The sequence below is a fragment of the Neorhizobium phenanthreniclasticum genome, assembly GCF_040066075.1.
Lineage (GTDB): Bacteria > Pseudomonadota > Alphaproteobacteria > Rhizobiales > Rhizobiaceae > Neorhizobium > Neorhizobium petrolearium.
On the sequence record NZ_JBEAAL010000006.1, the window covers coordinates 211202 to 236168 of the forward strand.

Consider the following 24967-nt stretch of genomic DNA (forward strand, 5'->3'; position numbering starts at 1 on the left):
GTTACCATGATCCTTTACCATCCGCCGAAATCGATGAGTTGGAGCGTATGATGTCAGGCGTAAACGGCAGCAGTCAGGACGTGGATATCGATCTCGGGCGGATCATCTCGGCGGTCTGGGAGCGCAAGGCCAGGATCATCGGCGCTACAATCGTCGCTGCCGCCGTGGCCCTCGTCGGAACCAGCCTGATGAAACCGAGTTACCGGGGCGAGACGCGGCTGCTGATCGAGTCCCGGTCGCCCAACCTGACCGGAGGAGAGGGCACCCCGCAGGCGAACGATCCGATCCTCGACTCGCTCAACATCACCAGCCAGGCGCAACTCCTGCAATCCACCGACCTCATCAATCGGGTCGTTCGCGATCTCAAGCTTGCCGAGCTCGAGGAATTCGATCCGGCTGCGCAATCTCTGTTCCCCGATCCCCTGGTGCTGATCGGACTCAAGCAGGATCCGATGACGCTTGATCCGGAGGATCGGGTAATCCAGGAATTCCGTGAGAAGCTGCAGGTCTATCCGGTCGAAAACTCCCGCGTCATCGCGATCGAATTTTCCTCGCACGATCCGAAGCTCGCGGCCGACATCCCGAACAAGATGGCGGAGGTCTATCTCCAGATCCAGAGCAGCGCCAAGCTCGATACCCATTCGGAGACTGCCAAATGGCTCGAGCCGGAAATCGCCAGCCTGACGCAGAAGGTCAAGGAAGCCGAAGGGAAGGTGGCCGACTACCGCTCCTCCAACGGCCTCTTCCAGACCACGGAGACCAACAGTTTCTCGACCCAGCAGCTCAACGATATCTCCACCGAGCTTGCCCGGGTGCGGGCGGAACGGGCGAATGCCGAGGCGCGCGCCGAAAACGTCCGCGCCTCGCTCAAAGCCGGCCGGGCGTCCGATACGTTGACCGATGTGGTCGGCTCGCAGGTCATCCAGCGCCTGAAGGAAGCGGAAGCCAATCTGCAGGCTCAGGTCTCTGACCTGTCCACGTCGCTGCTCGAAGGCCATCCGCGGCTGAGAGGCTTGCGGGCCCAGCTCGCCGGCATCCGCCAGCAGATCGACGCCGAGACCAAGAAAATTCTTGCAAGCCTCGATAACGAAGCGGAAGTGTCGCGGCTGCGCGAACGCCAGCTCATGGCACAGCTCAACGGGTTGAAGGCTGATTCCGCCAAGGCCGGCGAGGAGGAAGTGGGGCTTCGCGCGCTCGAACGTGAAGCGGCTGCCCAGCGTCAGTTGCTCGAAACCTATCTTGCCCGCTATCGCGAGGCGACCTCCCGTCTCGACGGCAATGCCGCTCCGGCAGACGCCCGTATCGTGTCGCGCGCCGTCGAACCGTCCGAGCCCTATTTCCCGAAGGTCATCCCGATTGTGATCGTCGTATCGCTTGCGACCTTCATCTTCGGTTGCCTGATTGTCATGGTCATCGAGCTCTTCAGCGGCCGCGCACTCCGTCCGTCGGGGGTGCGCGAGGTCGAGGAGGGGGAGGTTGTCGCGCCGGTCGACGCGCCGCTGCCTGCCGAACCCGTGGCGGCCGCTCCTCTGCCGGTCCACCAGATGCAGGCGGAAGCCGCACGGTTCGATCGGCCCGCGCCAGCGCGGGAGGACGTCAGGACAACCGCCGAGAAGGTCCGCGCCAAGGTGGTCGGGGAGGCCCTTGCACGCGAGGTCGAGGAACGGAGCGACGCAATCGAAGCCGAGGAACGAAGCTTCACGATCGGTTCGGTCGCTCACTACCTCCTGCGCCACGACATTCCGGTTGCGATCGCCATATCACCGGCCGGTGACGAGGGCTCGGCCGCAACCGTCATGCTGGCTCGCGAGGTGTCCGAGCGAGGCTCCACCGTGGTCCTGATCGACATGACGGGCTCCACCTGCCCGACCGGCCTGATGGCGGACAATCCCAGGCTGCCCGGCATCACCGATCTGCTCTGCGGCGAAACCGTCTTTGGCGACGCCATCCATCGGGACCGGCTCTCCGACGCCCATATCATCCCGCACGGCATTTCCGATCCGGACCGCGCCATGCGCGGCGCGGATCGCCTGACGATGATCATCGATGCGCTGGCGGATGCCTATGACCTCGTGCTCATCGAATGCGGCCCGGCGGAGATATCCGGTATTTCGCGCCTGACCCGCGACGAGACGCCGGAGATCATCCTCTCCGTCCCCGGTTTCAAGGACGAGGACGTGGCAAAGCTGGTCGTGGATTTCGAAGGAGCGGGTTACCGCAATCTGCTGATCATGACAGAAGCCGGCGACCGGCATTCGCCGCGCCGCGGCCGCCGCGCCGCCTGATTGAATTATGCCGTGCTGGAGATCGGGGACTCCGGAGCCTTCTGGCAACGGTTGGATCGCCAACGCTGCACGATCGCATAAAGATGCGGATTGCGCTTGATCATCGCCTTGGCCCTGGTCACGACAACCCGCAGGGGACGCATGAATGTCCCCTTCCATGTCAGCGGCAACAGGATATCGTGCTGCACCGTTTCCTGTGTGCACCAGTTGCGCTTGTAGGGCTGGTCGCCGACGCCGAAGTCGAAGATCGAAGCACCCTCCCGGCAGGACAGTTCGATCATCAGCCAGAACAGAAGTTCGCCGGGGCTGGCTTCCGGGCATATGCTTTCGTCGATCGAGCCGAACTGGCAGATGACATGATCGCCCTTGCGCGACAGGCCGGCAATCGCGCAAATATGGCCTTCGTGCTCGCCACACAGACGGATGGCGTGCAGGGCAAGCGGTGTGTCGAAGCCATCAACCGGCACATCGAGCAGCCGGTGGAAGAAGTCGCGGATCACAGGTGCCGAAAAGACGTCCGGCAAGCCGAACATCGCCAGCCGTGCGCCCTTCTGATGAAAGAAGAGGTCGAGAAGCGCGTGCTTTTCGCTTTGCTCGGTGGCGATGACATGTTCATAACCGCCGATCGCTTCGAGCTTGCGGGTTGAAGAGCGAAACTTCTTGCGGCGGCTCTTGGCGCTCAACTGCGCGATCGTCGCCTCGAAATTCGCAAAGAGCGGAAGCTGGAAGGAATGGTTCTGGTTCTCGATCGTCGCGAGTCCGGACAGCGGGTGCTGCCTGTCGCGCCACATGAGCGGGATATTGTCGAGAACGATGAGATCGGCCTCGTTCCGCAAGGCGATCCGCAGCGCAAAGGCGAAATTCCGGAGATCCTCCGTATTCGGCGCTGCGAGGCCGTCATCGAAAAGGCCGGTATTGATGTTGTTGAATCGGTCGCCGGGAAAGCGGGCGATCCGAATGCCGTTCTCTTGCACGATTTCGAGTGGCAGGATCAAAACCACACGTCCGCCGGCAATCCCCTGAACGATCGTAAGCGCGCTTTCGTGCGCTTCTGTCCAGGCAAGGCACCAGTCGAAACCCTGATGCAGCGAGTTCTTCGTAAATCCTTCGAGGCGGCGCCATTCCGCTTCGACTGAGCGCGGATCGCGTGAGATGACAAGCGTCAGTTCGGAAAAACGCATCGCGGTGTCGCCAGCCCGCTCTCCAGGCGTCTCGATGGCCTGCTCCCCGTACTGGACTTTCCGCTGCTGCATGGCGCGCCCGCTATTGCCTCTTGCAGGCAGGATAGGGAAGGAGCGCCAAGATTCGGTTTATAGGCAACAAAACCGCTGCTGCTGGTTAATCGGCGGTAAAAAGGTTATTTTCCAGGCTTCGGCCCGGCCATCCACTTGATGATCAGCATCGCCGGCAGCACCCAGAGCATGCCGGAGAGCAGGAAATAGAGGAAATGCACCCACCAGGGCGAGGTGGCGAGGAGCAGCGTCGCGAAAGTCGTGGCGAGAAGCGCATATGTGATCACCAGAATGATGATCAGGATGGTGCCGATGAAACTTCTCAAACGCGGGACCAAAATGCTTCTCCTTTATGGCGACCGCCTGTCCGCGACCGCATGCCGCAAAGCGCCGGGGCTTGTTTTGCACGGGTCGATGGGGCAAAGCAACGCGAAAGAACAAAAGGCGTATGAATGCGTCTTTGGCGTGAGCGACAGGAGCGTGCCCCATGTCGGCGACCGATGCCGTGATCATCGACGTTTTGAAACAGACGAAGCGCCGCGAGCGCGACCGCAAGGCGGTGCGCATCTGGCTCGCCTTCGTTGTCTTCACGCTCTTCTGTCTGGTGCTCGTCGGAGGTGCGACGCGGCTCACCGATTCCGGCCTGTCCATCACCGAATGGAAGCCGATCCACGGTGTCATCCCGCCGCTTTCGGCCGAGGAATGGGAGGAGGAGTTCCGCCTCTACCAGCGCATCCCGCAATACCAGGAAGTCAACAAGGAGATGACGGTCGACGAGTTCAAGTCGATATTCTGGTGGGAATGGGCGCACCGCTTTCTGGCCCGCTCGATCGGCGTCGTCTTCGCCGTGCCGCTGATTTTCTTCTGGTTGACCGGTCGCATCGAAAGGCGGTTGCGCTGGCCGCTCACCGGCGTTCTGGCGCTCGGCGGCTTCCAGGGCTTCATCGGCTGGTGGATGGTCTCTTCAGGATTGACCAAGCTTGTCAGCGTCTCGCAGTACCGGCTTGCAACGCATCTGGTGATCGCCTGTCTCATCTTCTCCGCCTGTGTGTGGATCATGCGCGGCCTGTCTCCGCATAGTGACGATGTCGCGCCGGAAGGCCGGGCGAAGGCCGGCGCGGTGCTTCTGGCGGCGATGAGCCTTTTCCAGATCTATCTTGGCGCACTGGTCGCCGGCCTCGACGCGGGTTTCTCCTACAATACCTGGCCGCTGATGGACGGGGCGTTGGTCCCCGGCGATCTCCTCATCCAGCAGCCGTGGTGGATCAATCTCTTCGAGAACCCGAAGACGGTGCAGTTCGTTCATCGCGTCGGAGCCTATGCGCTTCTCGCGCTGGCGCTGTGGCATATGGTGGTGATGTTGAAGACCGCGCCTCGCACGACACATGCCCGCCGCGCAGTCGTGCTCTTCGGCCTGATCTGTCTCCAGGCCGTGCTTGGCATTGCGACGCTTCTCATGCAGGTGCCGCTTGACCTGGCGCTGACGCACCAGGCCGGCGCGCTGGTGGTCCTCGGCTTCGCGATTGCCCATTGGCGGGGTTTCATCGGCGAATATGCTCCGGAAACCGCGGTCGCAGTCCGGAATTAGCGTCGAAGAAATTTGCAGGCCCTTTGTCGGAAAGCGCTCCATCCGCCCGTCCTTGAAGCAGAGTTCAACGGCTGCGGCCAAGCAGAGAGGATAGGACAATGGCAAAGACAATCGCAATTCTCGTCGCAAGGCTGATCTTCGGCGGCCTGTTCGTCATGGCGACGACATTCAAGTTCATCGATATGCAGACGACCGCCGCATATATTGCGAGCGCAGGTTTTCCGTTCCCGCTGTTCCTGACCTGGGTCGCCGCGATTTTCGAGATCGCTCTGGCCGCTGCTTTCCTGAGCGGCGCGTTCTTCTCGGAAGCCGCATTGCTCGCAGGTGTCTATGTGATCTTCCTGGCCTTCGCCTTTCATGGGCCGAGCCACTGGGAAGGCAATCAAGCGGAGTTCGGCTTTTTCGTCGACCACTTCACGTTCCTGGCCGGCCTGCTGTTTGCCGCCGTGCACGGACCGGGCGAAAGGCTCGCCATCCATCTGGGGCTGAAGCAGGCATTCGCTCCGGTGCGGCAGGTCGCCTAGGCCTGGCGAAGGACGTTTTTGATTGCGGCGGCGACGGCAAGCTCGTCGCCGCGATCCTTCTCGTTGCCGTCTTCCTCGTGCCAGGCCGCAGACAGGCAGCCATAGGCGAAGGCATGGCGCAGGATGGTCCGGACGTCGCGCTTGAGCGTATCGGCAAACACACCGGCCATGAAGGCGATGCGTTCTTCATCGCGGGTGAGGTCGTGTCGGTCGAGCGGATTGGAGAACATGTTGGCGACGTCGAGCGCCGCGTCCCCGATCAGTCCTGCCGGGTCGATGATCAGCCAGCCGCGCGGCCCGAAGATGATGTTCTCGTGATGCAGGTCGCCATGCAGCGGCTTGATGTCCCGCTGGTCGGCGATCAGCGCTTGCGCCATCTCTGCCGCTTCCACGAACGGGCCGGTGATCCCGTTGCGATGATCTTCCTCGGCTTTCTTGAAGAGGCTTGAGAAATAACGTTGAAGAGGCTGGAGGCTCGCAGGCGGCGGGGTCTCGGATGGGCGATGGTATTCTGTGAGCACTTCGGCCGCGATCCGTGTCGCGTCCCGGTCGCCATGTGTGGCGATACGATCGCGCAGTGTCACCTTGCCCGCATGCTCCATCAGGAGAACATTTTGGGATCGGGCGATCAGCCGTACACAACCGATGCAGTCCCGCCAGCCCATGAAATCGGCGCCGCGAAGACTGTCCTCCAGCGCTCGCGGTTTCAGCACCTTGGCAATGTCGACTTCACCGCCGCCACGCGTCACTTCATAGACGGTGCCGACGACGGTGTCCGCAATCTGGCGTGCGCTTTCGATGAGCCATTCGGCGGGGAAGGGGAAGCTCTCGGTCATCAGGCCGAAAGCATCAGGTCCATGTTCTGGACGGCCGCGCCCGACGCACCCTTGCCGAGATTGTCGAGCAGAGCCACGAGATTGACATGTGCACCGCCCGGCGTACCGAAAACGAAGAGCTTCATCGTATCTTGACCGACGAGTTCCTCAGCATCGACGCGCGGCAGCGCCTTGCTTTCCTCAAGCGAAACGACGGTGACGATATCCTGCCCGGCATAATGCCCGACGAGCGTCGCGTGAATGCTCTCCATCGTGGCCCCGTCCTTGAGGTCTTCGAGGAAGAGCGGCACCTGCACGATCATGCCCTGCGCGAAGCGTCCGACGGACGGCGAAAAGAGCGGCGCGCGGTCGAGCTGGCCGTGAACCTTCATTTCCGGCACATGCTTGTGCTTGAGCGTCAGGCCGTAGAGGAAATTGTTGGCGCTGACGGCGTCGTCCCTCGATTGGTCTTCCATCTGTGCGATGAGCTGCTTGCCGCCGCCGGTATAGCCGGAAACTGCGTTGACCGTCACCGGATAGCCATCGGGCAGGAGGCCGGCGGCGCGCAGCGGCCGGATGAGGCCGACCGCGCCGGTCGGGTAGCAGCCGGGATTGGCCACATGGCGGGCCGACTTGATCTTGTCGGCCTGTGCCTTGTCCATTTCCGCAAAGCCATAGGCCCATGAGGGATCAACGCGATAGGCGGTCGAGGTGTCTATGACGCGCACCCTGTTGTTGCCGGCGAGCATCGAGACAGCCTCGCGCGAAGCATCGTCGGGCAGGCAGAGAATGGCAATGTCGGCGCTGTTCAGCAGGTCTTCCCGCATGGCGGCGTTGCGCCGCTCCGCTTCCGGGATAGACAGCAGCTCGACGTCGCGGCGGCCGGCCATGCGGGTGCGGATCTGCAGTCCCGTCGTGCCATGTTCGCCGTCGATGAAGATTTTCGCTGTCATTGTCTTTGTCCTGTAAGATCAGTGCCTTGGATTGAGAGCCGGAATCATTGTGCCAGCTTGTTGATTCAGTTTTTTAACGCGCCACGTCGCTCCGCGCGCAGCCCGAGCATATACATGGCAACCGTCGCCCCCGCAATGGCGGTGATATCGGCATGGTCGTAAGCCGGCGCCACTTCGACAACATCGGCGCCGCGGATATCGAGGGGGCCGAGCTTGCTGAGCACCGACAGGATTTTCGCGCTCGACGGGCCGCCGGCGACCGGCGTGCCGGTGCCGGGTGCGAATGCCGGGTCGAGGCAGTCGATGTCGAAGGTGAGATAGGCGGGCTTGCCGCCGGTATGCTCGAGGATCGTCCTGGCGATTTCGCTCGCGGTCATCTCCTCCACCTCATGGCCATAGAGGAGGCGGATGCCGAAATCCTCCGGCGCATGGGTGCGGATGCCGATCTGGATCGAACGGGCGGCATCGACGATGCCGTCGCGCACGGCGCGCGCCACGAAGGAACCATGGTCCATGCGTTTGTTGTCGTCGAACCAGGTGTCCTGATGGGCGTCGAATTGGACGAGGGCAAGCGGGCCGTGCCTGGCGGCGTGAGCCTTCAACAGCGGCCAGGTGATAAAATGGTCCCCGCCGAGGGTCAGCAGGAAAGCGCCGCTGCCAAGGATTTTCGCGGCTTCCCGCTCGATCGTTGCCGGTGTCTCTTGGTGGTTGCCATAGTCGAGCAGGCAATCGCCGTAGTCGATGACCGCCAGATCCGCGAAGAGATCGCGTGAGAAGGGATATTGCGGGTCGTTGTCGAAGATGGCGGAAGCCCGGCGGATCGCCTGCGGCCCGAAGCGCGCACCCGGCCGGTTGGACGTCGCCGCGTCGAAAGGGATGCCCCAGACCACCGCATCGACGCCGGTCAACGCCTTGGTAAACCGCCGGCGCATGAAGGAAAGCGCGCCCGCAAAGGTTGGATCACTTGCGGCGGAGGTGAGGCTGGTTGCCGTGAAGGCGTGATCGATCGACTTTTCTGCCATGGCATCCCTCCATCATTCAGTGGTGGGACGTTGGACAATCGGAGCCGGCAAGGCAAGCCTGAGTGAAACAAATTCCTCTTTGCTCAGGAGGCCTTGGCTTCGAATGCCGGCGGAAAGTCGCCGAGAGTCTTGGCTTCGTTGATGCGCGCGCCGATATCCTCCTCGATGATCGATTCCAGCTGCGCGAAGCTCTTGATGACGTAATAGATCGGCTGCACGATATCGATGCGGTAGGGCGTTCTGAGCACCGTCATCAGGTCGAACGGTCGGAATTCGCATTCCTTGCCTTCCATCGCGGCCCCCGTTTCGCTGGGGGAGGAGACGATGCCGGCGCCGAAGCAGCGGCGCCCCTGCGGCGTATCGATCAGGCCGAACTCGACGGTGAACCAGAATATCCGGAACAGATGCCATGAATAGCCCTTGCCGAGACTGACAGCTTTCTCGCCGAAGCGGCGCACGAAATTGGCGTAGCTCTGGTTGGTCAGCAAGGGGCAGTGGCCGAAGACCTCGTGGAAGATATCCGGCTCCTCGATGTAGTCGATATGCTCGCGGCGGCGAATGAACGTCGCCAGCGGAAACTTGCCCTGCGACAGCAATTCATAAAAACGCGATGGCGGGATGAGGGCGGGCACGCCCTCCACCCCGAAGCCTGTGGTCTCGTTGAGTCGCCGATTGACGTCGCGAAGCTGCGGAACCTTGTCGGGCTTCAGCCCGAGCGTTTTCACGCCGTCCAGATATTCCCGGCAGGCCCTGTCGGCCAAAAGCGTCATCTGCCGCCTGTAGAGTTCGCTCCAGATTTGGTCTTCCTCGGCGGTGTAGTGATAGACGCCGTCCGCATCCGGCAGGTTCGCCGTATAGGTGCTTTCCTTGGTCATGACCGGCCTCCCGTGATCAGTCCAATGAGCCGGGGCGCTCCAGCCTCCGGCTGTCAGATCACCATTATATCCCGGGAAAAGCGGGTAAACATTTCAGGATTGCCGGATTAGGATCTGAAAATGGGAGAATATTCCAGGAGGAGAAGCCAGAATGAAAGAAAACCTGCAAGCTGCCCGCAGGCTTCTGCAACTCGTGCAGACCGGAGATGGGTTGTCGCTCTCCGAACTGGCGGAGAAAGCCGGCATGTCGCAAAGCACCGCCTGGCGCAAGATTCAGGAACTGGAGGCCGAAGGCGTCATCCGGAAGAGGGTTGCTCTTCTCGATCCGGCAAAGCTCGACCTCAAGCTCTGCATCATCGCTCATGTGACCCTGGAGGATCATCACGAGGAGGCGATCGAAGCTTTTGCAGGCGTCGTGCGGGACCGACCGGAGATCATGGAGTGCTACGCGCTGTCCGGAACGTTCGACTACATGCTGAAGATCAGGGCACGCGACGTCGAAGCCTATGAGGCTTTCATGACCCGCCACCTGATGCGCAATCCGCATGTGCGCAACGTGGTTTCCAGCTTCGTCCTGCGCGAACTGAAGTCGACGACCGAACTGCCGATCTGAGAAATGCCTGCAAGCGCCGCAAAAGAAAAGGCCGGGAAAACCCGGCCTTCGCAAATCGGTGTTTTCGGCAAGCGATCAGCGCTTGGAGAACTGGAAGGAGCGGCGGGCCTTCGCCTTGCCGTACTTCTTTCGCTCGACAACGCGGCTGTCGCGGGTCAGGAAGCCACCCTTCTTGAGAACCGAACGCAGGCCCGGCTCGAAATAGGTCAGCGCCTTGGAAAGGCCGTGGCGCACCGCGCCGGCCTGGCCGGAAAGGCCGCCACCTGCAACGGTCGCAACGATGTCGAACTGGCCGCCACGGTTCGCAGCGACGATCGGCTGCTGCAGGATCATCTGCAGGACCGGGCGTGCGAAATAGGCGGAGAAATCCTTGCCGTTGACGGTGATCTTGCCGGTGCCGGCCTTGACCCAGACGCGGGCGACGGCGTTCTTGCGCTTGCCGGTCGCGTAGGAACGGCCAAGGTTGTCAACCTTGCGGACGTAAACCGGGGCCTGGTTTTCGGCCGCCGGAGCGAGATCCTTCAGAGAGGAGAGATCGGCCATGTTCAGGCGCTCCTTACATTCTTCTTGTTCAGCGAAGCCACGTCGAGAGCGACCGGCTGCTGGGCTTCATGGGGATGGTTGGAACCGGCATAAACGCGCAGGTTCTTCATCTGGCGACGGCCGAGAGGGCCACGCGGGATCATGCGCTCGACGGCCTTTTCGATGACGCGCTCCGGAAAGCGGCCTTCGATGATCTGGCGCGCGGTGCGCTCCTTGATGCCGCCCGGATATCCGGTGTGCCAGTAATACTTCTTGTCGGAATACTTCTTGCCGGTAAGGGCAACCTTTTCCGCATTGATGACGATGACGTTGTCGCCGTCATCGACATGAGGGGTGTAGGTGGCCTTGTGCTTGCCGCGGAGCCGGTTTGCAACGATGGTGGCGAGGCGACCGACAACGAGGCCTTCGGCATCGATGATCACCCACTTCTTCTCCACCTCGGCGGGCTTCTGAACGAAGGTTGACATGGTTTTCTCTTTCATTTGGGACCCGTGGCATTCGAAACCGGATGCAAGGGCGTTTCTTGTTGCTTGGATTGTCGGCCGAAATTCCCGAAAAAAGGCGCGAAGGACCGACAAAAAGAATGCGGGCCATGAAGGTCCGCAATCTGTGGCGGCTTATACCGATGCGGATGCGAAGCGTCAAGATGACGGATTTGCAAGATTGAAAAATAGATACAACAAAATCAAAGGCTTACATGTGTGGTTTTATGATACCACAATTTATCGCGGCGGAATCGAATAGGTGGCAGTCGCATGGGCGACCGGCTCTCCGCCGCTTTGCTGGGTCAGCAGGCAGTCGATCACCGCGAGCCGCTTGCCGAGCTTGAGAAGCCTGCAGTCGCAGAAGAGCGGAGCGAGCTGCGGCTTGCGCAGGAAATTGATGTTGAGGCTGGTGGTGACGGCGAGCGCCACTGGCCCGATATGGGCAAGGATGACGGCATAAGCCGCGACATCCGCCAGCATGACCATCGAGGGACCGGAAATCGTATTGCCGGGGCGCAGGTGCCGGTCGCTCGGATCGAAGCGCATGGCAAGTTCACCCGGTCGGACATCCGTCACGGCAAGTGCTCGTCCATCCACGTGGATTTGCGGAAATTCACGATCCAGGAAGGCATGGATCTCCTCTACTGTCATGATAGGCCGCATTCTCTTCCTTTCGAGATGCTTGGAAGGGTTTTCTTTATGAATACAGACAGGTTTTCGCCGCCCCGCTTTCGGGCGATGTAATTGGGCGCGCGGCCCCATTGGTGGGGCGGGATGAATGGTTGTGTATACAACCTATGGGGTCATTTATGTGGCCGCCGTCTACAAAGCCTCCAGAGTCGGATGGGAAGAGAGCGATATAGCAGCCGCGGTTTGATCAAAAAATCCCTTGTGGTTTCAACATGACACAGTGATGGATACTTGGTTTTGTCACTATTGATGAGAATGCGAATTATCACGGATCATGAATAGTAGGCTCCCCTAATTCAACTGTAGATGATGCTAATATGCGTTGTACGTAAGCGGAAAATAGCAAGAACGTTCCCAGAACAGCCTCCGCGGCTGCCGGGCAGGAATCTGCACGTCAGAATCCGAGACAGCCCGGCTGCAGCGGAAAGCAGTCTTCCCGATCAGGTCTGGGTTTGCAGGCGCGAACGGGGCAGCGGGGTGTGTCTGCGGCCGGCACCGTTGCGCGATCCGCAAATTCCCGGCCATCGCAGAAGCTGCTGTCGACGACATGGCGGTCGTAGAGTGTCATGCCGCGCACGTTTCTGGATGGATAGCGCAGGATGACCGCGCCTTCGCGTCTGATCACGCGCTGCACGGCGGCACAGGACATGCCGGTGGAATTATAGCGGGAAATGGCAAAGGCCGGTTCGACCGGCAGGAGGGCGCCGCCGCAGGCGATGACGGTAAGGCTTGCGAGAAATTTTTTCATGACCTGCATCCCTTTTATCGAGACACGGACTTACATAGAGCGGGAGGATTGTGCCGCCAGAGGCATCATCAGGGAGTCTGCCGTCCATGAATCATGATCATTACGACAACGCCTATATCGCCGATATCCTGAGGACCGTGAAGACCATCGCGCTTCTCGGGGCGTCTCCCAATCCGGATAGGCCGAGCAATCGTGTCATGGGTTTTCTGCTGTCGAAGGGGTATACGGTCTTTCCGGTCAATCCGGGTCAGGCGGGCAAGCAGATCCAGGGGCAGACCGTCTACAGGACGCTCTCCGACGTGCCGCAGCCGGTCGATATGGTCGATGTCTTCCGCGCCGCCGAATACCTGGATGGCGTGGTCGATGAAGCACTCGCCCTTGAGACCTTGCCCAAGGTGATCTGGGGGCAGCTCAGCGTCCGCGACGACAGGGCGGCAGCCAGGGCGGAAGCTGCCGGCATCAAGGTTGTCATGGACCGTTGCCCGGCAATCGAATATCCCCGGCTTGTCGCCTGATGTCTTCAGTCGGCGAGCAGTTCCGGCCGGGCCCGCATCTCGTTGAGCAGCTCGGCATTGGCGCAGTAATCCGCAAAGTCTGCGACGGCGGCGCCATCGGCGAGTTCCCGGCGGCAGCGGGCCTTTTCCTGACATTTGGAACAGGTGATGTGCATGTCGCGGAATTCCAGCGGCTCGGCGAGCTTGACCTCTTCCGGATCGATGTTCAGCAGGCGCATCAGTGAGGCCATTTCGTCGGCGGCGTGAGGTCCGCGCCTGATCAGCGAAATGAACTCATCCCTGGACATGGCGTTGTCATGCGCGAGGATCTTGACGGTCTCGTCATCGAGGCTCGCGAGGACCTTTGCCTCCTCGATGGAGTCCCAGGTTGTGGAACACCAGCGGGCGATCCGGGAAACGAAGTTTTCATGTGTGGTGGAGGCTTGATTATTCATGGCATACTCCTCTTCGCACCTGGAGCATACGTGCGGAGAAGCGGAGATCGTTGATCAAGATCAACCAGGCCGCATTTCCCAGGTGTGATAAAAGGTTGAAAAAAGCACTTGGGCAATAAGGGAGAGAGACCATGCCGACGATCAATCCGGGCTTTTCAACTCTGGCGGTGCATGCAGGCGCCCAGCCCGATCCCGCCACGGGTGCCCGGGCGACGCCCATCTACCAGACGACGTCTTTCGTCTTCAATGACGCGGACCATGCGGCGGCCCTCTTTGGCCTGCAGCAGTTCGGCAATATCTACACCCGCATCATGAATCCGACCCAGGCGGTGCTGGAAGAGCGGGTGGCGGCGCTGGAGGGTGGCACGGCTGCGCTTGCGGTCGCCTCCGGCCATGCGGCCCAGATGCTGACCTTCCACACGATCATGCAGCCCGGCGATAATTTCGTCTCGGCGCGAAGACTCTACGGCGGTTCGATCAACCAGTTCGGTCATGCCTTCAAAAGTTTCGACTGGCAGGTCCGCTGGGCCGATACGGACGAGCCGGAGAGTTTCGACAAGCAGATTGATGACCGCACCCGCGCCATCTTCATCGAAAGCCTTGCCAATCCCGGCGGCACCTTCGTGGATATCGCGGCGATCGCCGACGTGGCGCAGCGGCGCGGTATTCCGCTGATCGTCGACAATACGATGGCAACCCCCTATCTCGTCAGGCCGCTGGAGCACGGCGCCGACATTGTCGTCCATTCGCTGACGAAATTCCTGGGCGGGCATGGCAATTCGATGGGCGGCATCATCGTCGATGGCGGCACGTTCGACTGGTCGAAATCCGGCAATTACCCGATGCTCTCGCAGCCCCGGCCGGAATATGCCGGCATCGTGCTGCACCAGACCTTCGGCAATATCGGCTTTGCGATCGCCGCCCGCGTGCTGGGCTTGCGCGACCTCGGCCCGGCGATCTCGCCTTTCAACGCCTTCATGATCCTGACCGGCATCGAGACGCTTCCCCTCAGAATGCAGAGGCATTGCGATAACGCACTCGCCGCGGCGCAATGGCTGAAGAAGCATCCGAAAATCGCCTGGGTGAACTATGCCGGTCTCGAGGACGATCCGAACCACGCCTTGCAGCAACAGTATTCGCCGAAAGGCGCGGGTGCCGTCTTCACTTTCGGCGTCAAGGGCGGTTATGAGGCCGGCAAAGCTCTGGTCGAAGGTCTGAAGCTCTTCTCGCACCTCGCCAACATCGGCGACACCCGCTCGCTGGTCATCCATCCGGCTTCCACGACACATCGGCAGTTGACCGAAGAGCAGCAGATCGCCGCCGGCGCCGGTCCCGACGTGGTGCGGCTGTCGATCGGCATCGAGGATGCCGCCGACATCATCGCCGATCTCGACCAGGCACTCTCGAAGGTCTGAGGAGACCGGCCAGGAAGATGTGGTTTCGGCGTCAGGCGCCGAAACCACCGTCGATCGTGTGCATCGCTCCGGTGATGAAGCCCGCTTCCGGACCTGCGAGGTAAGCGGCGAGACCGGCGATTTCCTCCGGACGGCCATGGCGCTTGATGGCCATGAAGCCGTGCATGAACTCGCTCATCGGGCCGTCTTCCGGGTTCATGTCGGTGGAGGTCGGGCCGGGCTGAATGACATTGACCGTGATGTCGCGATCGCCGAAGTCGCGCGCCAGACCGCGCGCCATGCCCTGCACGGCGGACTTGGTCAGTGCATAGGCCGCGCCGCCTGCAAACGGCATGCGGTCACCGTTGACGGATCCGATGATGATGATCCGTCCGCCTTCCGGCATGCTGCGGGCTGCTTCGACGGAGGCGTGATAGGGCGCTCGCACGTTAACATCGATCATCCGGTCGATGGCATCGGCTTCGATTTCCAGAGGATTGCCCAGGGCCAGCGTGCCGGCGCTGACGATGAGGATGTCCAGCGGGCTGGAGGCCTTTACGCTTTCGATGACGGCGGTGCGGTCGGCGGCATCGGATTTCATGGTCTTCGAGCCGGTTTCCCGTGCCAGCTCTTCAGCCGCGTCCTTCGAACCCGCATACGTGAATGTCACGTCGGCGCCGTCCTGGGCGAAACGACGGACGAGTGCGGCGCCGATGCCGCGGCTGCCGCCGAGGATCAGAACTTTCTTTCCATGGAAGTCGGTCATTGTCATGTCTCCTGTGCAGCACTTGTCACTGGGGTTGAGATTTAATGTAATGAACGCTACATAAATCCCGTGATGGTCGACGTCAAGGATTTTTGTAGTGTGCGATACAGAAAAGAAGGGAGCGCGTGGACGCCCCCGTGCTTTCGACAGGGATGAGGCGCTCGCCAAGGCACAGGCGTTGTTTCATCTGAAAGGGTATGATGCGCTGAGCGTTGCCGATCTGACGGCGGCAATCGGCATCAAGCCGCCGAGTTTTTATGCGGCTTTCGGCAGCAAGGCGGCGCTTTATGCCGAGGCATTGCGGCTCTACGAAAAGAACGAGGGGTTGGATGTCGCCAGCGCGCTGGCCGAGGGCGTGCCACTTTCGGATGGTATTGCAGACATCCTGCGGCAGGCGGCAGATGCCTATGTCAGCGGTGACGCCAGGGGATGCATGGTGATCGAGGGCGCTCGCGGCACCATCGATCCCGATGCCGGCGCCGAAGCGCGCGCCCGCATGGAGGCAAGCCGGCGTTTCATCCGGGATCGGATTGCTGCACGCGGCAGTTTGCAGGCCGACCTTCTGGCGGATTACATCATGACGGCCTTTGCGGGCCTGTCGGCGAGCGCCCGCAATGGCATGCTGGCGGAACGGCTTCGGGTCATCGCTGCGATGGCGGCCGATGGTGCCGCGCAACATATCGACAAGGAGTGACCATGGGCACCTGGACTGTATTCGATCTCGCCGGCATCGAACCGGAAGAGGGCGCTCCGGCGCCCGACCGGCTGATCTCCGGAAATCCGACCTTCCGCACCTGGAATGTCGAGGAGGCGGAAGGCGGGCTCTACGCCGGCATCTGGGAGGCGACGCCGGGGAAGTGGCGGATCGCCTACGACGAGTGGGAATATTTCCACATCCTCTCCGGCCATTCGATCGTGACCGAGGAGGGCGGCAGGCCCGTTCATCTCAAGGCCGGAGATAGGATGATCTTGAGACCCGGCTTCAAGGGAACCTGGGAAGTCGTTGAAACGACTCGCAAGGATTACGTGATCCGGATCTGAAATCAGTCCTTCTTGTTGCCATTGAACGCTTCGGCGAACTCCTGCGACGAGATGAAGGCGAGCGTACGCCGCATCTCCTCCGACTTTTCCTTTCCGAAAGCCTTGTCGAAGCGGTCCTGAGCGATCTGCCAGCGTGCGGTCAGCTCTTTCTGCTTTGCAATTCCGGTCTCCGTCAGTCTCACGCGTTTTACCCGCCGATCCTTGGCGTCGGGCACCAGTTCCACCAGCCCGTCGCGAATCAGCGGCTTCAACGTGTGGCCGAGCGCGGAAAGGTCCATGACCATTGCCTCTGCCAGGCTTTTGAGGGGCGGTTCTCCTGAGCGTGCGATCTGCGACAGAAGCGAGAATTGCGTGCCCTTGAGACCGGTGTCACCCATCGCATCCTCATAAAGCTGACCGAGCTGCCGCGAAGCGCGGCGCACTGCGCTGTTGCTGCAGTAAAGCCAGATGCCGTCTTCCCCCATTTTTTTGTCGTTCACCATGTCCTTACCTGCTTTTCCGTGGGGAGGATGCCCGCTTTTGGCTGGCGCTTCCACTCCCGATAAAAATTTATGCTCTCCTCTTGCGATTTCGAAACCCCGTCTTCACATATAGTGGCATATACCAGTAAATTCCAATCAAAGGAGATGAACCAATGACGACATCATCGAAACTCGGAACTGCCCTCGTGACCGGCGCTTCGTCCGGAATCGGCGCGACCTATGCCGACCGCCTGGCCAGGCGCGGTTACGATCTCATTCTTGTTGCCCGCGATGAGGACAGGCTGAAAGCGCTCGCCGAGCGCCTGACGCAGGGCCATGGCGTAACGGCAGAGGTGCTGCGCGCCGACCTGACGCAGCGGGCCGACGTTCTTGCCGTTGAAAAGCGTCTGCGCGAGGACGGTTCAATCACGCTTTTCGTCAACAATGCCGGCATCGGGCCGAAGGGATCGCTACTCCAGAGCGACGCCGATTATCTTGACCAGATGGTCGATCTCAACGTCACTGCCGCGAACCGGCTTGCAGTAGCAGCCGCCCAGGCTTTCGTGGGGCGAGGCGAGGGGGCGATCATCAATACCGCCTCGGTCGTCGCGCTGTGGCCCCAGGCCTTCAGCGGCACCTACAGCGCCAGCAAGGCTTTCGTTCTTGTCCTGACGGAATCTCTGGCGAGCGAACTTGCCGGAACCGGCGTCCGCATCCAGGCGGTCCTGCCGGGGCTGACCCGGACGGAGATCTTCGACCGTGTCGGCGGTTCATTCGACAACATGGACCCGAACATGGTGATGGATGTCACCGATCTCGTCGATGCGGCACTCGCGGGTTTCGACCAGGGCGAACTGATCACCATCCCATCGCTCGCAGACAAGACGCTCTATGAGGCGTTCGAGAATGCTCGCAGTGAATTGCGGCCCCATCTGTCGCTGAACAGGCCGGCCGCGCGCTTCGGGGTTTCCTCTTCGCAAGCCGCTTGATCGGCTTCACCAGGAAAGATCGAGCCTCTCCAATCCGTGGAAGTGATAGACGTCTTTGACGACGGGCGTCTTGGCGATCCTCATTCCGGGCAGGCGACGGAAGAGGATCGGCAGCACGGTATTGAGTTCGAGCCTGGCAAGCGGCGCGCCGATGCAGAAATGGATGCCGGCGCCGAAGGAAAGGTTCGGCGCCTCCTGCCGGTCCGGCTTGAAGGTCCGCGGATCGGAGAATTTCTTCGGGTCCAGGTTGGCGGCGGCGAGGATGAGGCTCACCTTGTCGCCGCGCTTGAACGTCAAATCGTCGATCTCGGCATCTTCCAACGCCCATCGTTGGAAGATGTGCACCGGAGCGCAGATGCGCAGCGTCTCTTCTACGGTTCGTTCCGTCGCTGCATCGTCGCGGAAGAGTTCCGATGGCGGCAGCCCGCCGTCCAGTATGACCCTCACCGAATTGCCGATCTGGTGCACGGTCGCCTCATGTCCGGCGTTGAGCAGCACGATCGTCGTGGAAACCAGCTCGTCGTCGGTGAGGTATTGGCCCTTATGCTCCGTATGGATCATGTGGGTGAGCAGATCCTCACGTGGCGACCTGCGCCGCTCGGCGATCAAGTCCTTGACGTAGTCCGCGAATTTCTTCGCGGCGCGGTCGGCCGCATCTTCGTCCTCTGCTGTTCGCTTGAACATGTACATGCCCACATAGGCATGCGACCAGGCGAGCAATTGCGGCCCCATCTCGTCAGGAATGCCGATCATCCGGGCGATCATCGTCACCGGGATGATATCGGCAAAGGAGGAGAGCAGTTCTGTTCCGCCGTCCTTCTCGAAACCATCAATCAGCTTTTCAGCAAGCTCGGCGATCTCGGGCCTCAGCCTTTCGATATGCCGGGAGACGAAGGCGCGGTTGACGAGCGTCCTGAGTCGCGTGTGCTCCGGTGGTTCGAGTTCCAGCAACGAATAGCGCTCGGCAAGATCGAAGTTCTCAAGATGCGGCTGAGGAGCGGGGAGACCGAGCTCCTCCCGGCTGGCGATGTGCAGGATCTGCCGGCCGAACCGCCGGTCGCGCAAGAGCGCGTTCACATGGTCGTAACCGGTGAAGAACCATTGCCGCTGCTCTTCCCAATAAAAGGTCGGGCAGTGTTCGTGGAGAAGCGCGTAGACGCGGTTCGGATCGCTATAGAAGGCAGGATTGCGCCCGTCGAGAAAGACGCGGCGGGTTTCGGAATCGATGCGGAGAAAATCGGGCAGGTTGCTCATGCCCGATGCCTAGCGCAATCCCTTGAAACGCGGAAGCCCTGTCTATTCGCCGACCGCGACACCCTCGCGGCGCGGATCGGCGCTGCCGACAAGGCCGTTCGCGGTGATCTCGATCGCATGCAGGCCGGAGTTCATCTCGCCAACCTTCACCTCATAACCCAGTGCCCTCAAGGGCTCCGCCAGCTTTTCCGCGTCCGTGCCGGCCTCGATGTCATAGGTTCCGAAGCGGTTGATCAAATGCGGCTGGGCGACGATCTGTTCGACCGGCATGCCCCAATCGATATAGGCGATCAGCGCCTGCGCCACGTAACCGATGATCTGGCTGCCGCCGGGCGAGCCGATGGCGAGAAGCGGCTTGCCATCCTTCATGACGATGGTGGGCGACATGGAAGAGCGGGGCCGTTTTCCGGGCTCGACGCGGTTGGCGACGGGCAGGCTTCCGTCATGGGTCTTGAAGGAAAAGTCGGTAAGCTCGTTGTTGAGCAGGAAACCGTTGGTCATGAGCCGCGAGCCGAAACCGCTTTCGATCGTCGTGGTCATCGACACGACATTGCCCTGTCTGTCGACGATGACGAAATGGCTGGTGGAGGGGAGTTCGATCGCTTCGCCGTTCCCGAAAAGCAGGGCGTGGTCCCATTCCGGCTCGCCGGCCTTCACGGCGTCGGCGGCAAGCGCTTTCTCGCCGTCGAGCAATGCGGCCCGCGTGCCGAGATAGTCCTTCTTGATGAGACCCTTGATCGGCGAGGGGACGAAATCCTGATCGGCGAGATAGCGCTCGCGGTCGGCGAAGGCGAGGCGCTGCGCATCACCGATGATCCGCCAGCTCTCGGCGCTTTGCGGCCCGAGGCCTTTGATGTCGAAATTCTCGATCGTGCCGAGAATCTGGCCGACCGCGACCGCGCCGGACGACGGCGGCCCCATGCCGCAGACATCGAGCGCGCGATAGTTGAAGCAGACCGGCTCGCGTTCCTTGATCCGATAGTTGGCGAGGTCGGCAAGCGACAGCACGCCCGGATTCCCGGCTGCTTCCCGTACGGTTTTGACAATGGCTTCGGCGATCGGCCCGTTATAGAAGGCGTCGGCACCGCCGGTGGCGATCGCCTTCAGCGTTTCCGCGTAGGCGGGGTTCTTGAGGATGGCCCCGACCTTCAATGGCGCACCGGAAGCGTCGTAGAAATAGCCGCGCGGACCTTCGTATTTCTTCAGCCGGTCGCCTTCGGCGGCAACCAGGGAGGCCAGGCGCGGAGAGACTTCGAAACCATTTGTGGCGAGAGTTTCGGCCGCTTCGAACAGGCTGGTCCATTCCGTCTTGCCGTAGCGCTTATGGACCTCGTGCAGCAGCCGCACGGTGCCGGGCGTGCCGACCGACCGGCCGCCGACCACCGCGTCCATGAATTTCAGCGGCTGGCCCTGCGCATCGAGGAACAGTTTCGGCGTTGCCTCCATCGGTGCGGTTTCCCGGCCGTCGAAGGTCGTAAGCTTGTTGGCGGCTGCGTCGTAGTAGACGAGGAAAGAGCCGCCGCCGAGGCCGGAGCTCTGTGGTTCGACAAGACCGAGCACGGTCTGGACGGCCACCATGGCGTCGATCGCATTGCCGCCCTTGGCGATCACATCCCGTCCTGCTTCTGCCGCCAGCGGATTGGCGGCCGCGACCATGAAATTCTTCGCTTCGACGCGCTTTGCCGCCGTCATCCCGGTCGCGCGTTCCGGTGCGATGGTATCGGATGCCTGTTGAGCCTCGATCACACCTGCCGAAAGCAGAAGCGAAAGCGCAAGGCTCATGAAAAAAGTTGCTCGCATATGGCATTCCCTCCGCCATTGATCCCTAACGGAGAATGTGGACTTTACCGGAGGAAGGACAAGAGGGTCAGCGTTTGCCGAGCGCTGTGAGGCGTTTCAGGGCCGCCACCTGTCGGTTGGCGCGGATATCGGTCGGTGCTTCGTCTTCGCCCTGCCGGTCGGCGGCGGGGATGATGGAGGCTTCGGCACCTGTATCGATCGCCGTGCGGTCGCGGCCGCTTTCCTTGGCGGTATAGAGCGCCCGGTCGGCGGCGCTGAGCAGCTGGTCGAGATCGGCTTCGCCAGCCGTCGCAAGCGCGATGCCGGCGCTCACCGTGACCTTGATCCGATGCTCGCCGGCAGCGATGACCTGACGCTTTAGGGTGAGGCGGATCGCCTCCGCTATGCTGGCGGCCTCGATCATATCGCCGACGCGCACGATCGAAGCGAATTCTTCGCCGCCCATGCGGCCGAAGAAGCCGCGGCCGCGCAGTGAGGTCTGGCCGACCTGCGAGAACGCCACCAAAACCGCATCGCCGGCCTGGTGTCCGCAGCGGTCGTTGATCTGCTTGAAGCCGTCGAGGTCGAAATGCAGGAATGCGATCAGCGGCTTCTCCGCTTTCTGGACGATGCGCAGGCCATGGAATTCATCGATGAGGCCACGACGGTTGAGCACGCCGGTCAACGGATCGGTCACGGCGAGCGTTTTCAGTTTCTCCTCCGATCGTTCGGTCAGCAGTTTCGCGCCGCTCATGATACCGGCGACGAAGCAGAAGGCGGCGGGAAAGAAAAGCCACATGGCATTCGGCGCGGTGGCAAACGAGGTCGGGCGATTGACGACGGCAAGGACGGCGCTGGCGCCGTTCGCCAGGAATTGGACACTGATGAAGCTGGCCATGAAGCGGCGTGTGGACCGGGATGGCCCGTTGTTCCTGACAAGGGTGCCGATCATGATGGCATAACCGACCATGGCCGCGGCGTTGTAGAGCACCACCCGGTTCGCAAAGTTCTCCCGGATCGGGTCCAGCAACATGCCGGCGATCCAGATAAGTGCCGGAATGGCAACAAAACCCTGGACCGGCTCGCGATCGAATTGCAGGAGGCCGGCGATCCACAGGGCGATGGCCACGAATATGACCGTATTGGCGATCTGGATGGAAAGGAAGTCGGGAATGTCGCCGCGCAAGGCAACGAGCGCGACGCCCAGACTATGCAGCGCGAAGCCGCAGCCCCAGGTCAGATAGAAGTCGTCCCGCTCGTGAAACCAGCGCGAAAACAAGAGGACGGCGAGCGTCATCGCCTCCACCGACCAGATCAGCAGGCCCGTCAAAATGTCCACTCGCCCCTCCGCGCCCGACTTTGGGCAGGAGCAACATGGCTGAGACTCTTTAAAACGAGGTTGCCGGGATGACAGAATCCGGGACCTGCCGCGAAGCGGAACAAGCAATGCCCGAATGTGTTCACACACACTTTACCGTGATCGGGCAAAAACTTGTGCATGCGAGCGGAAACGAATCCCGGCCGGCTGCAATCTCGGAGGAATCATACTAGCGCTCGATCCCACGCATCCCGCGGCAGTTAAGGATATCAGGTGCTCCGTCTTGAAGTACCGGGCGTTGACACTCTATGTAGGGAATGACCTATTCCATTTGATTCCGGAGCGCCTCTCTGCCTTCGGCAAGTGCTTGACAAAGGACGGACATGAGAAATCCAATTGATACCGCAATGGCCTTGGTGCCGATGGTCGTAGAGCAGACCAATCGCGGTGAGCGCTCTTATGACATCTTTTCGCGCCTCCTGAAGGAGCGGATCATCTTCCTGACCGGTCCGGTGGAGGACCAGATGGCGTCGCTCGTCTGCGCCCAGCTTCTCTTCCTCGAAGCGGAAAACCCGAAGAAGGAAGTCGCCCTTTACATCAATTCGCCCGGCGGCGTCGTGACTGCCGGCATGGCGATCTACGATACGATGCAGTTCATCAAGCCCGCTGTCTCGACGCTCTGCATCGGTCAGGCGGCGTCCATGGGCTCGCTTCTGCTTGCGGCCGGCGAGAAAGGTATGCGCTTTGCGACGCCGAACTCCCGCATCATGGTGCACCAGCCATCGGGCGGGTTCCAGGGACAGGCCTCCGACATCGAACGCCACGCCCGTGACATATTGAAGATGAAAAGACGTTTGAACGAGGTCTACGTGAAGCATACCGGCCGCACGTACGAAGAAGTCGAAAAGACGCTCGACCGTGACCACTTCATGGATGCCGACGAGGCCCGGGAATGGGGCGTCGTCGACAAGATCCTGACTTCGCGTCAGGAAATCGAAGGCGGCTCGGGAGATTGAGTGGAAGCGTGAACCTGTGTGTCTCACCCCGTTGTGAGCAAAAAAGGGTTTCAAGTCGCACGGAAAGCGCTATTAGTACCTATTAATGCTGTGTTGAACTTTTATGACATAGCATGCGTTTCCTGAGGGTTTCGTTGCCGCCGATCTGCATGATGTGCCCGGATCGGTAGAGTACCCTTAAGGGCAGGCAGGCACGTGAAGCCCGTCAGATGGGTTTGGCGGGCTTGTAGAGTGGACCGCGCCCGTTCTGACTTGAGCGCGGAGTGCTGGAAGGAAAGTGATATGAGCAAAGTCAGCGGCAGCAACGGCGGCGACTCCAAGAATACTCTGTATTGCTCTTTCTGCGGAAAGAGCCAGCACGAAGTCCGGAAGCTGATCGCCGGACCGACGGTGTTCATCTGCGATGAATGCGTCGAACTGTGCATGGACATCATCCGCGAAGAGAACAAGACCTCGATGGTCAAGTCCCGCGACGGGGTTCCGACACCGCAGGACATCATCAAGGTTCTCGACGAATACGTCATCGGCCAGAAGCAGGCCAAGCGCATCCTGTCGGTTGCGGTGCATAACCACTACAAGCGCCTGGCGCATGCCTCCAAGGGTGGCGATGTGGAGCTCGCGAAGTCGAACATTATGCTGGTCGGCCCGACCGGCTGCGGCAAGACCTATCTTGCCCAGACGCTCGCCCGCATCATCGACGTGCCCTTCACCATGGCGGATGCCACGACGCTCACCGAAGCCGGCTATGTCGGCGAGGACGTCGAGAACATCATCCTGAAGCTCCTGCAGGCGGCTGACTACAATGTCGAACGCGCCCAGCGTGGCATCGTCTACATCGACGAAGTGGACAAGATTTCCCGCAAGTCCGACAACCCGTCGATCACCCGCGACGTGTCGGGCGAGGGCGTCCAGCAGGCGCTGCTGAAGATCATGGAAGGGACGGTCGCCTCGGTCCCGCCCCAGGGCGGCCGCAAGCATCCGCAGCAGGAATTCCTGCAGGTCGACACGACGAACATCCTGTTCATATGCGGCGGCGCGTTTGCCGGTCTCGACAAGATCATCTCCGCCCGCGGCGAGAAGACGTCGATCGGCTTTGCCGCCACGGTGCGCGCCCAGGACGAGCGCCGGGTCGGCGAGGTGTTGCGTGAACTGGAGCCGGAAGACCTGGTCAAGTTCGGCCTGATCCCGGAATTCATCGGCCGTCTGCCGGTCCTGGCGACGCTCGAAGACCTGGACGAGGATGCGCTGATCCAGATCCTTTCGGAACCGAAGAACGCTCTCGTCAAACAGTACCAGCGGCTTTTCGAGATGGAGGACGTGGAACTGACCTTCCACGAGGATGCACTGCGCGAGATCGCCAAGAGGGCGATCGTCCGCAAGACCGGCGCACGTGGCTTGCGCTCCATCATGGAGAAGATCCTGCTCGATACGATGTTCGAGCTTCCGGCGCTGGAAGGCGTGCGCGAAGTGGTGATCTCCGAAGACGTGGTAAAAGGCACGGCTCGCCCGCTCTACATCTATGCCGACCGGCAGGAAGAAAAGGCCAACGTCTCGGCCTGAGCTACGCAAGCTGGATGATCATCTTGGAGAGGCCCTGACAGGGGCCTCTTTTCGTGTCGATGTACAC

General features: G+C 61.1%; 28 protein-coding genes. 12 read left to right on the forward strand and 16 right to left on the reverse strand.

All coding sequences use genetic code 11. From position 1 onward, the window contains the following. Positions 1 to 50 precede the first annotated feature (50 nt). A complete protein-coding gene (locus tag ABK249_RS11070; protein WP_227702424.1) occupies positions 51 to 2285 on the forward strand; it encodes a GumC family protein in 2235 nt (744 codons plus the stop codon). Positions 2286 to 2290: 5 nt separating this feature from the next. Here the strand turns inward: ABK249_RS11070 and ABK249_RS11075 are convergent, their stop codons facing one another. Beyond that, positions 2291 to 3538 (reverse strand): GNAT family N-acetyltransferase, encoded by a 1248-nt coding sequence (locus tag ABK249_RS11075; protein WP_227702425.1) that lies wholly within the window; start codon positions 3536 to 3538, stop codon positions 2291 to 2293. A gap of 104 nt (positions 3539 to 3642) precedes the next feature. Beyond that, complete coding sequence (locus ABK249_RS11080; protein WP_037150708.1) at positions 3643 to 3855, reverse strand: DUF2842 domain-containing protein; 213 nt, start codon at positions 3853 to 3855, stop codon at positions 3643 to 3645. A 149-nt stretch (positions 3856 to 4004) separates the two neighbouring features. On the opposite strand from ABK249_RS11080, the gene ABK249_RS11085 reads away from it, so the two are divergent. Both ABK249_RS11085 and ABK249_RS11090 read left to right on the forward strand, forming a co-directional pair. Next, positions 4005 to 5105, forward strand: coding sequence for a COX15/CtaA family protein (locus ABK249_RS11085; protein WP_227702426.1), 1101 nt, complete (start codon positions 4005 to 4007; stop codon positions 5103 to 5105). Positions 5106 to 5203: 98 nt separating this feature from the next. Beyond that, positions 5204 to 5629 carry a DoxX family protein gene (locus tag ABK249_RS11090; protein ID WP_348862861.1) on the forward strand — a complete coding sequence of 142 codons (426 nt, stop codon included), beginning with the start codon at positions 5204 to 5206 and terminating at the stop codon, positions 5627 to 5629. Here ABK249_RS11090 and ABK249_RS11095 read toward each other — a convergent pair. The 4 genes from ABK249_RS11095 to ABK249_RS11110 form a co-directional block, all read right to left on the reverse strand. After that, positions 5626 to 6465 carry an aminoglycoside phosphotransferase family protein gene (locus tag ABK249_RS11095; RefSeq protein WP_348862863.1) on the reverse strand — a complete coding sequence of 280 codons (840 nt, stop codon included), beginning with the start codon at positions 6463 to 6465 and terminating at the stop codon, positions 5626 to 5628. The genes ABK249_RS11090 and ABK249_RS11095 overlap by 4 nt on opposite strands. Next, positions 6465 to 7397 carry an N-acetyl-gamma-glutamyl-phosphate reductase gene (gene argC / locus ABK249_RS11100; RefSeq protein WP_037150716.1) on the reverse strand — a complete coding sequence of 311 codons (933 nt, stop codon included), beginning with the start codon at positions 7395 to 7397 and terminating at the stop codon, positions 6465 to 6467. Before argC ends, ABK249_RS11095 begins: the two co-directional genes overlap by 1 nt. A 65-nt stretch (positions 7398 to 7462) precedes the next feature. After that, positions 7463 to 8419 carry an agmatinase gene (speB, locus tag ABK249_RS11105; protein ID WP_227702428.1) on the reverse strand — a complete coding sequence of 319 codons (957 nt, stop codon included), beginning with the start codon at positions 8417 to 8419 and terminating at the stop codon, positions 7463 to 7465. 83 nt (positions 8420 to 8502) lie between these two features. Continuing rightward, positions 8503 to 9294: a phenylalanine 4-monooxygenase gene (locus tag ABK249_RS11110; protein ID WP_037150722.1), complete on the reverse strand. Its 792-nt coding sequence runs from the start codon at positions 9292 to 9294 to the stop codon at positions 8503 to 8505. A 151-nt stretch (positions 9295 to 9445) separates the two neighbouring features. Here ABK249_RS11110 and ABK249_RS11115 point away from each other — a divergent pair, with 151 nt between their 5' ends. Continuing rightward, entirely contained in the window at positions 9446 to 9907 is a 462-nt protein-coding gene (locus ABK249_RS11115; protein ID WP_037150725.1) for an Lrp/AsnC family transcriptional regulator, read from the forward strand. A gap of 75 nt (positions 9908 to 9982) precedes the next feature. Here ABK249_RS11115 and rpsI read toward each other — a convergent pair whose 3' ends face one another. Together rpsI and rplM are read right to left on the reverse strand one after the other, a co-directional pair. Beyond that, positions 9983 to 10450, reverse strand: a complete 468-nt coding sequence (gene rpsI, locus ABK249_RS11120; RefSeq protein ID WP_037150728.1) for a 30S ribosomal protein S9 — start codon at positions 10448 to 10450, stop codon at positions 9983 to 9985. 2 nt (positions 10451 to 10452) lie between these two features. After that, a complete protein-coding gene (gene rplM / locus ABK249_RS11125; RefSeq protein WP_037150730.1) occupies positions 10453 to 10917 on the reverse strand; it encodes a 50S ribosomal protein L13 in 465 nt (154 codons plus the stop codon). Here rplM and ABK249_RS11130 point away from each other — a divergent pair. Continuing rightward, complete coding sequence (locus ABK249_RS11130; protein WP_227702429.1) at positions 10916 to 11194, forward strand: hypothetical protein; 279 nt, start codon at positions 10916 to 10918, stop codon at positions 11192 to 11194. The two genes, rplM and ABK249_RS11130, sit on opposite strands and share 2 nt — an antisense overlap. Here the strand turns inward: ABK249_RS11130 and ABK249_RS11135 are convergent. Beyond that, the gene (locus tag ABK249_RS11135) at positions 11173 to 11598 is read right to left on the reverse strand and encodes a PaaI family thioesterase (protein WP_227702430.1); all 426 of its coding nucleotides are present in this window, start codon (positions 11596 to 11598) and stop codon (positions 11173 to 11175) included. The genes ABK249_RS11130 and ABK249_RS11135 overlap by 22 nt on opposite strands. Positions 11599 to 12019: 421 nt before the next feature. Next, a complete protein-coding gene (locus ABK249_RS11140) occupies positions 12020 to 12373 on the reverse strand; it encodes a hypothetical protein (RefSeq protein WP_348862864.1) in 354 nt (117 codons plus the stop codon). A gap of 86 nt (positions 12374 to 12459) precedes the next feature. On the opposite strand from ABK249_RS11140, the gene ABK249_RS11145 reads away from it, so the two are divergent. Next, on the forward strand, positions 12460 to 12888 hold the full coding sequence (locus ABK249_RS11145; RefSeq protein ID WP_227702432.1) for a CoA-binding protein: 429 nt from the start codon (positions 12460 to 12462) through the stop codon (positions 12886 to 12888). Between the two features lie 5 nt (positions 12889 to 12893). On the opposite strand, the gene ABK249_RS11150 is transcribed toward ABK249_RS11145, so the two are convergent. Beyond that, complete coding sequence (locus ABK249_RS11150) at positions 12894 to 13322, reverse strand: DUF6455 family protein (RefSeq protein ID WP_227702433.1); 429 nt, start codon at positions 13320 to 13322, stop codon at positions 12894 to 12896. 131 nt (positions 13323 to 13453) lie between these two features. Here ABK249_RS11150 and ABK249_RS11155 point away from each other — a divergent pair, with 131 nt between their 5' ends. Further along, positions 13454 to 14737, forward strand: coding sequence for an O-acetylhomoserine aminocarboxypropyltransferase (locus tag ABK249_RS11155; RefSeq protein ID WP_227702434.1), 1284 nt, complete (start codon positions 13454 to 13456; stop codon positions 14735 to 14737). 31 nt (positions 14738 to 14768) lie between these two features. Here ABK249_RS11155 and bdcA read toward each other — a convergent pair whose 3' ends face one another. After that, positions 14769 to 15482 carry an SDR family oxidoreductase gene (bdcA, locus tag ABK249_RS11160; protein WP_348862865.1) on the reverse strand — a complete coding sequence of 238 codons (714 nt, stop codon included), beginning with the start codon at positions 15480 to 15482 and terminating at the stop codon, positions 14769 to 14771. A gap of 97 nt (positions 15483 to 15579) precedes the next feature. Between bdcA and ABK249_RS11165 the strand changes: the two genes are divergently transcribed. Continuing rightward, positions 15580 to 16176 (forward strand): TetR/AcrR family transcriptional regulator, encoded by a 597-nt coding sequence (locus ABK249_RS11165; RefSeq protein ID WP_348862867.1) that lies wholly within the window; start codon positions 15580 to 15582, stop codon positions 16174 to 16176. Positions 16177 to 16178: 2 nt separating this feature from the next. Then, the gene (locus ABK249_RS11170) at positions 16179 to 16523 is read left to right on the forward strand and encodes a cupin domain-containing protein (RefSeq protein WP_037150746.1); all 345 of its coding nucleotides are present in this window, start codon (positions 16179 to 16181) and stop codon (positions 16521 to 16523) included. Between the two features lie 2 nt (positions 16524 to 16525). Here ABK249_RS11170 and ABK249_RS11175 read toward each other — a convergent pair whose 3' ends face one another. After that, positions 16526 to 17005, reverse strand: a complete 480-nt coding sequence (locus ABK249_RS11175) for a MarR family winged helix-turn-helix transcriptional regulator (protein WP_348862869.1) — start codon at positions 17003 to 17005, stop codon at positions 16526 to 16528. Between the two features lie 152 nt (positions 17006 to 17157). Between ABK249_RS11175 and ABK249_RS11180 the strand changes: the two genes are divergently transcribed. Continuing rightward, on the forward strand, positions 17158 to 17973 hold the full coding sequence (locus tag ABK249_RS11180) for an SDR family NAD(P)-dependent oxidoreductase (protein ID WP_348862870.1): 816 nt from the start codon (positions 17158 to 17160) through the stop codon (positions 17971 to 17973). Between the two features lie 6 nt (positions 17974 to 17979). Here ABK249_RS11180 and ABK249_RS11185 read toward each other — a convergent pair whose 3' ends face one another. From ABK249_RS11185 to ABK249_RS11195, 3 genes are all read right to left on the reverse strand, one after another. Next, entirely contained in the window at positions 17980 to 19227 is a 1248-nt protein-coding gene (locus ABK249_RS11185; RefSeq protein ID WP_348862872.1) for a cytochrome P450, read from the reverse strand. Between the two features lie 42 nt (positions 19228 to 19269). Next, entirely contained in the window at positions 19270 to 21027 is a 1758-nt protein-coding gene (gene ggt, locus ABK249_RS11190) for a gamma-glutamyltransferase (protein ID WP_348862873.1), read from the reverse strand. A gap of 67 nt (positions 21028 to 21094) precedes the next feature. Next, a complete protein-coding gene (locus tag ABK249_RS11195; protein ID WP_348862874.1) occupies positions 21095 to 22345 on the reverse strand; it encodes a GGDEF domain-containing protein in 1251 nt (416 codons plus the stop codon). A 362-nt stretch (positions 22346 to 22707) separates the two neighbouring features. Between ABK249_RS11195 and clpP the strand changes: the two genes are divergently transcribed. Together clpP and clpX are read left to right on the forward strand one after the other, a co-directional pair. Then, positions 22708 to 23340, forward strand: a complete 633-nt coding sequence (clpP, locus tag ABK249_RS11200; protein ID WP_037150763.1) for an ATP-dependent Clp endopeptidase proteolytic subunit ClpP — start codon at positions 22708 to 22710, stop codon at positions 23338 to 23340. A 282-nt stretch (positions 23341 to 23622) separates the two neighbouring features. Then, positions 23623 to 24900 carry an ATP-dependent Clp protease ATP-binding subunit ClpX gene (gene clpX, locus ABK249_RS11205; RefSeq protein WP_210050942.1) on the forward strand — a complete coding sequence of 426 codons (1278 nt, stop codon included), beginning with the start codon at positions 23623 to 23625 and terminating at the stop codon, positions 24898 to 24900. The last annotated feature ends 67 nt before the right edge of the window (positions 24901 to 24967 follow it).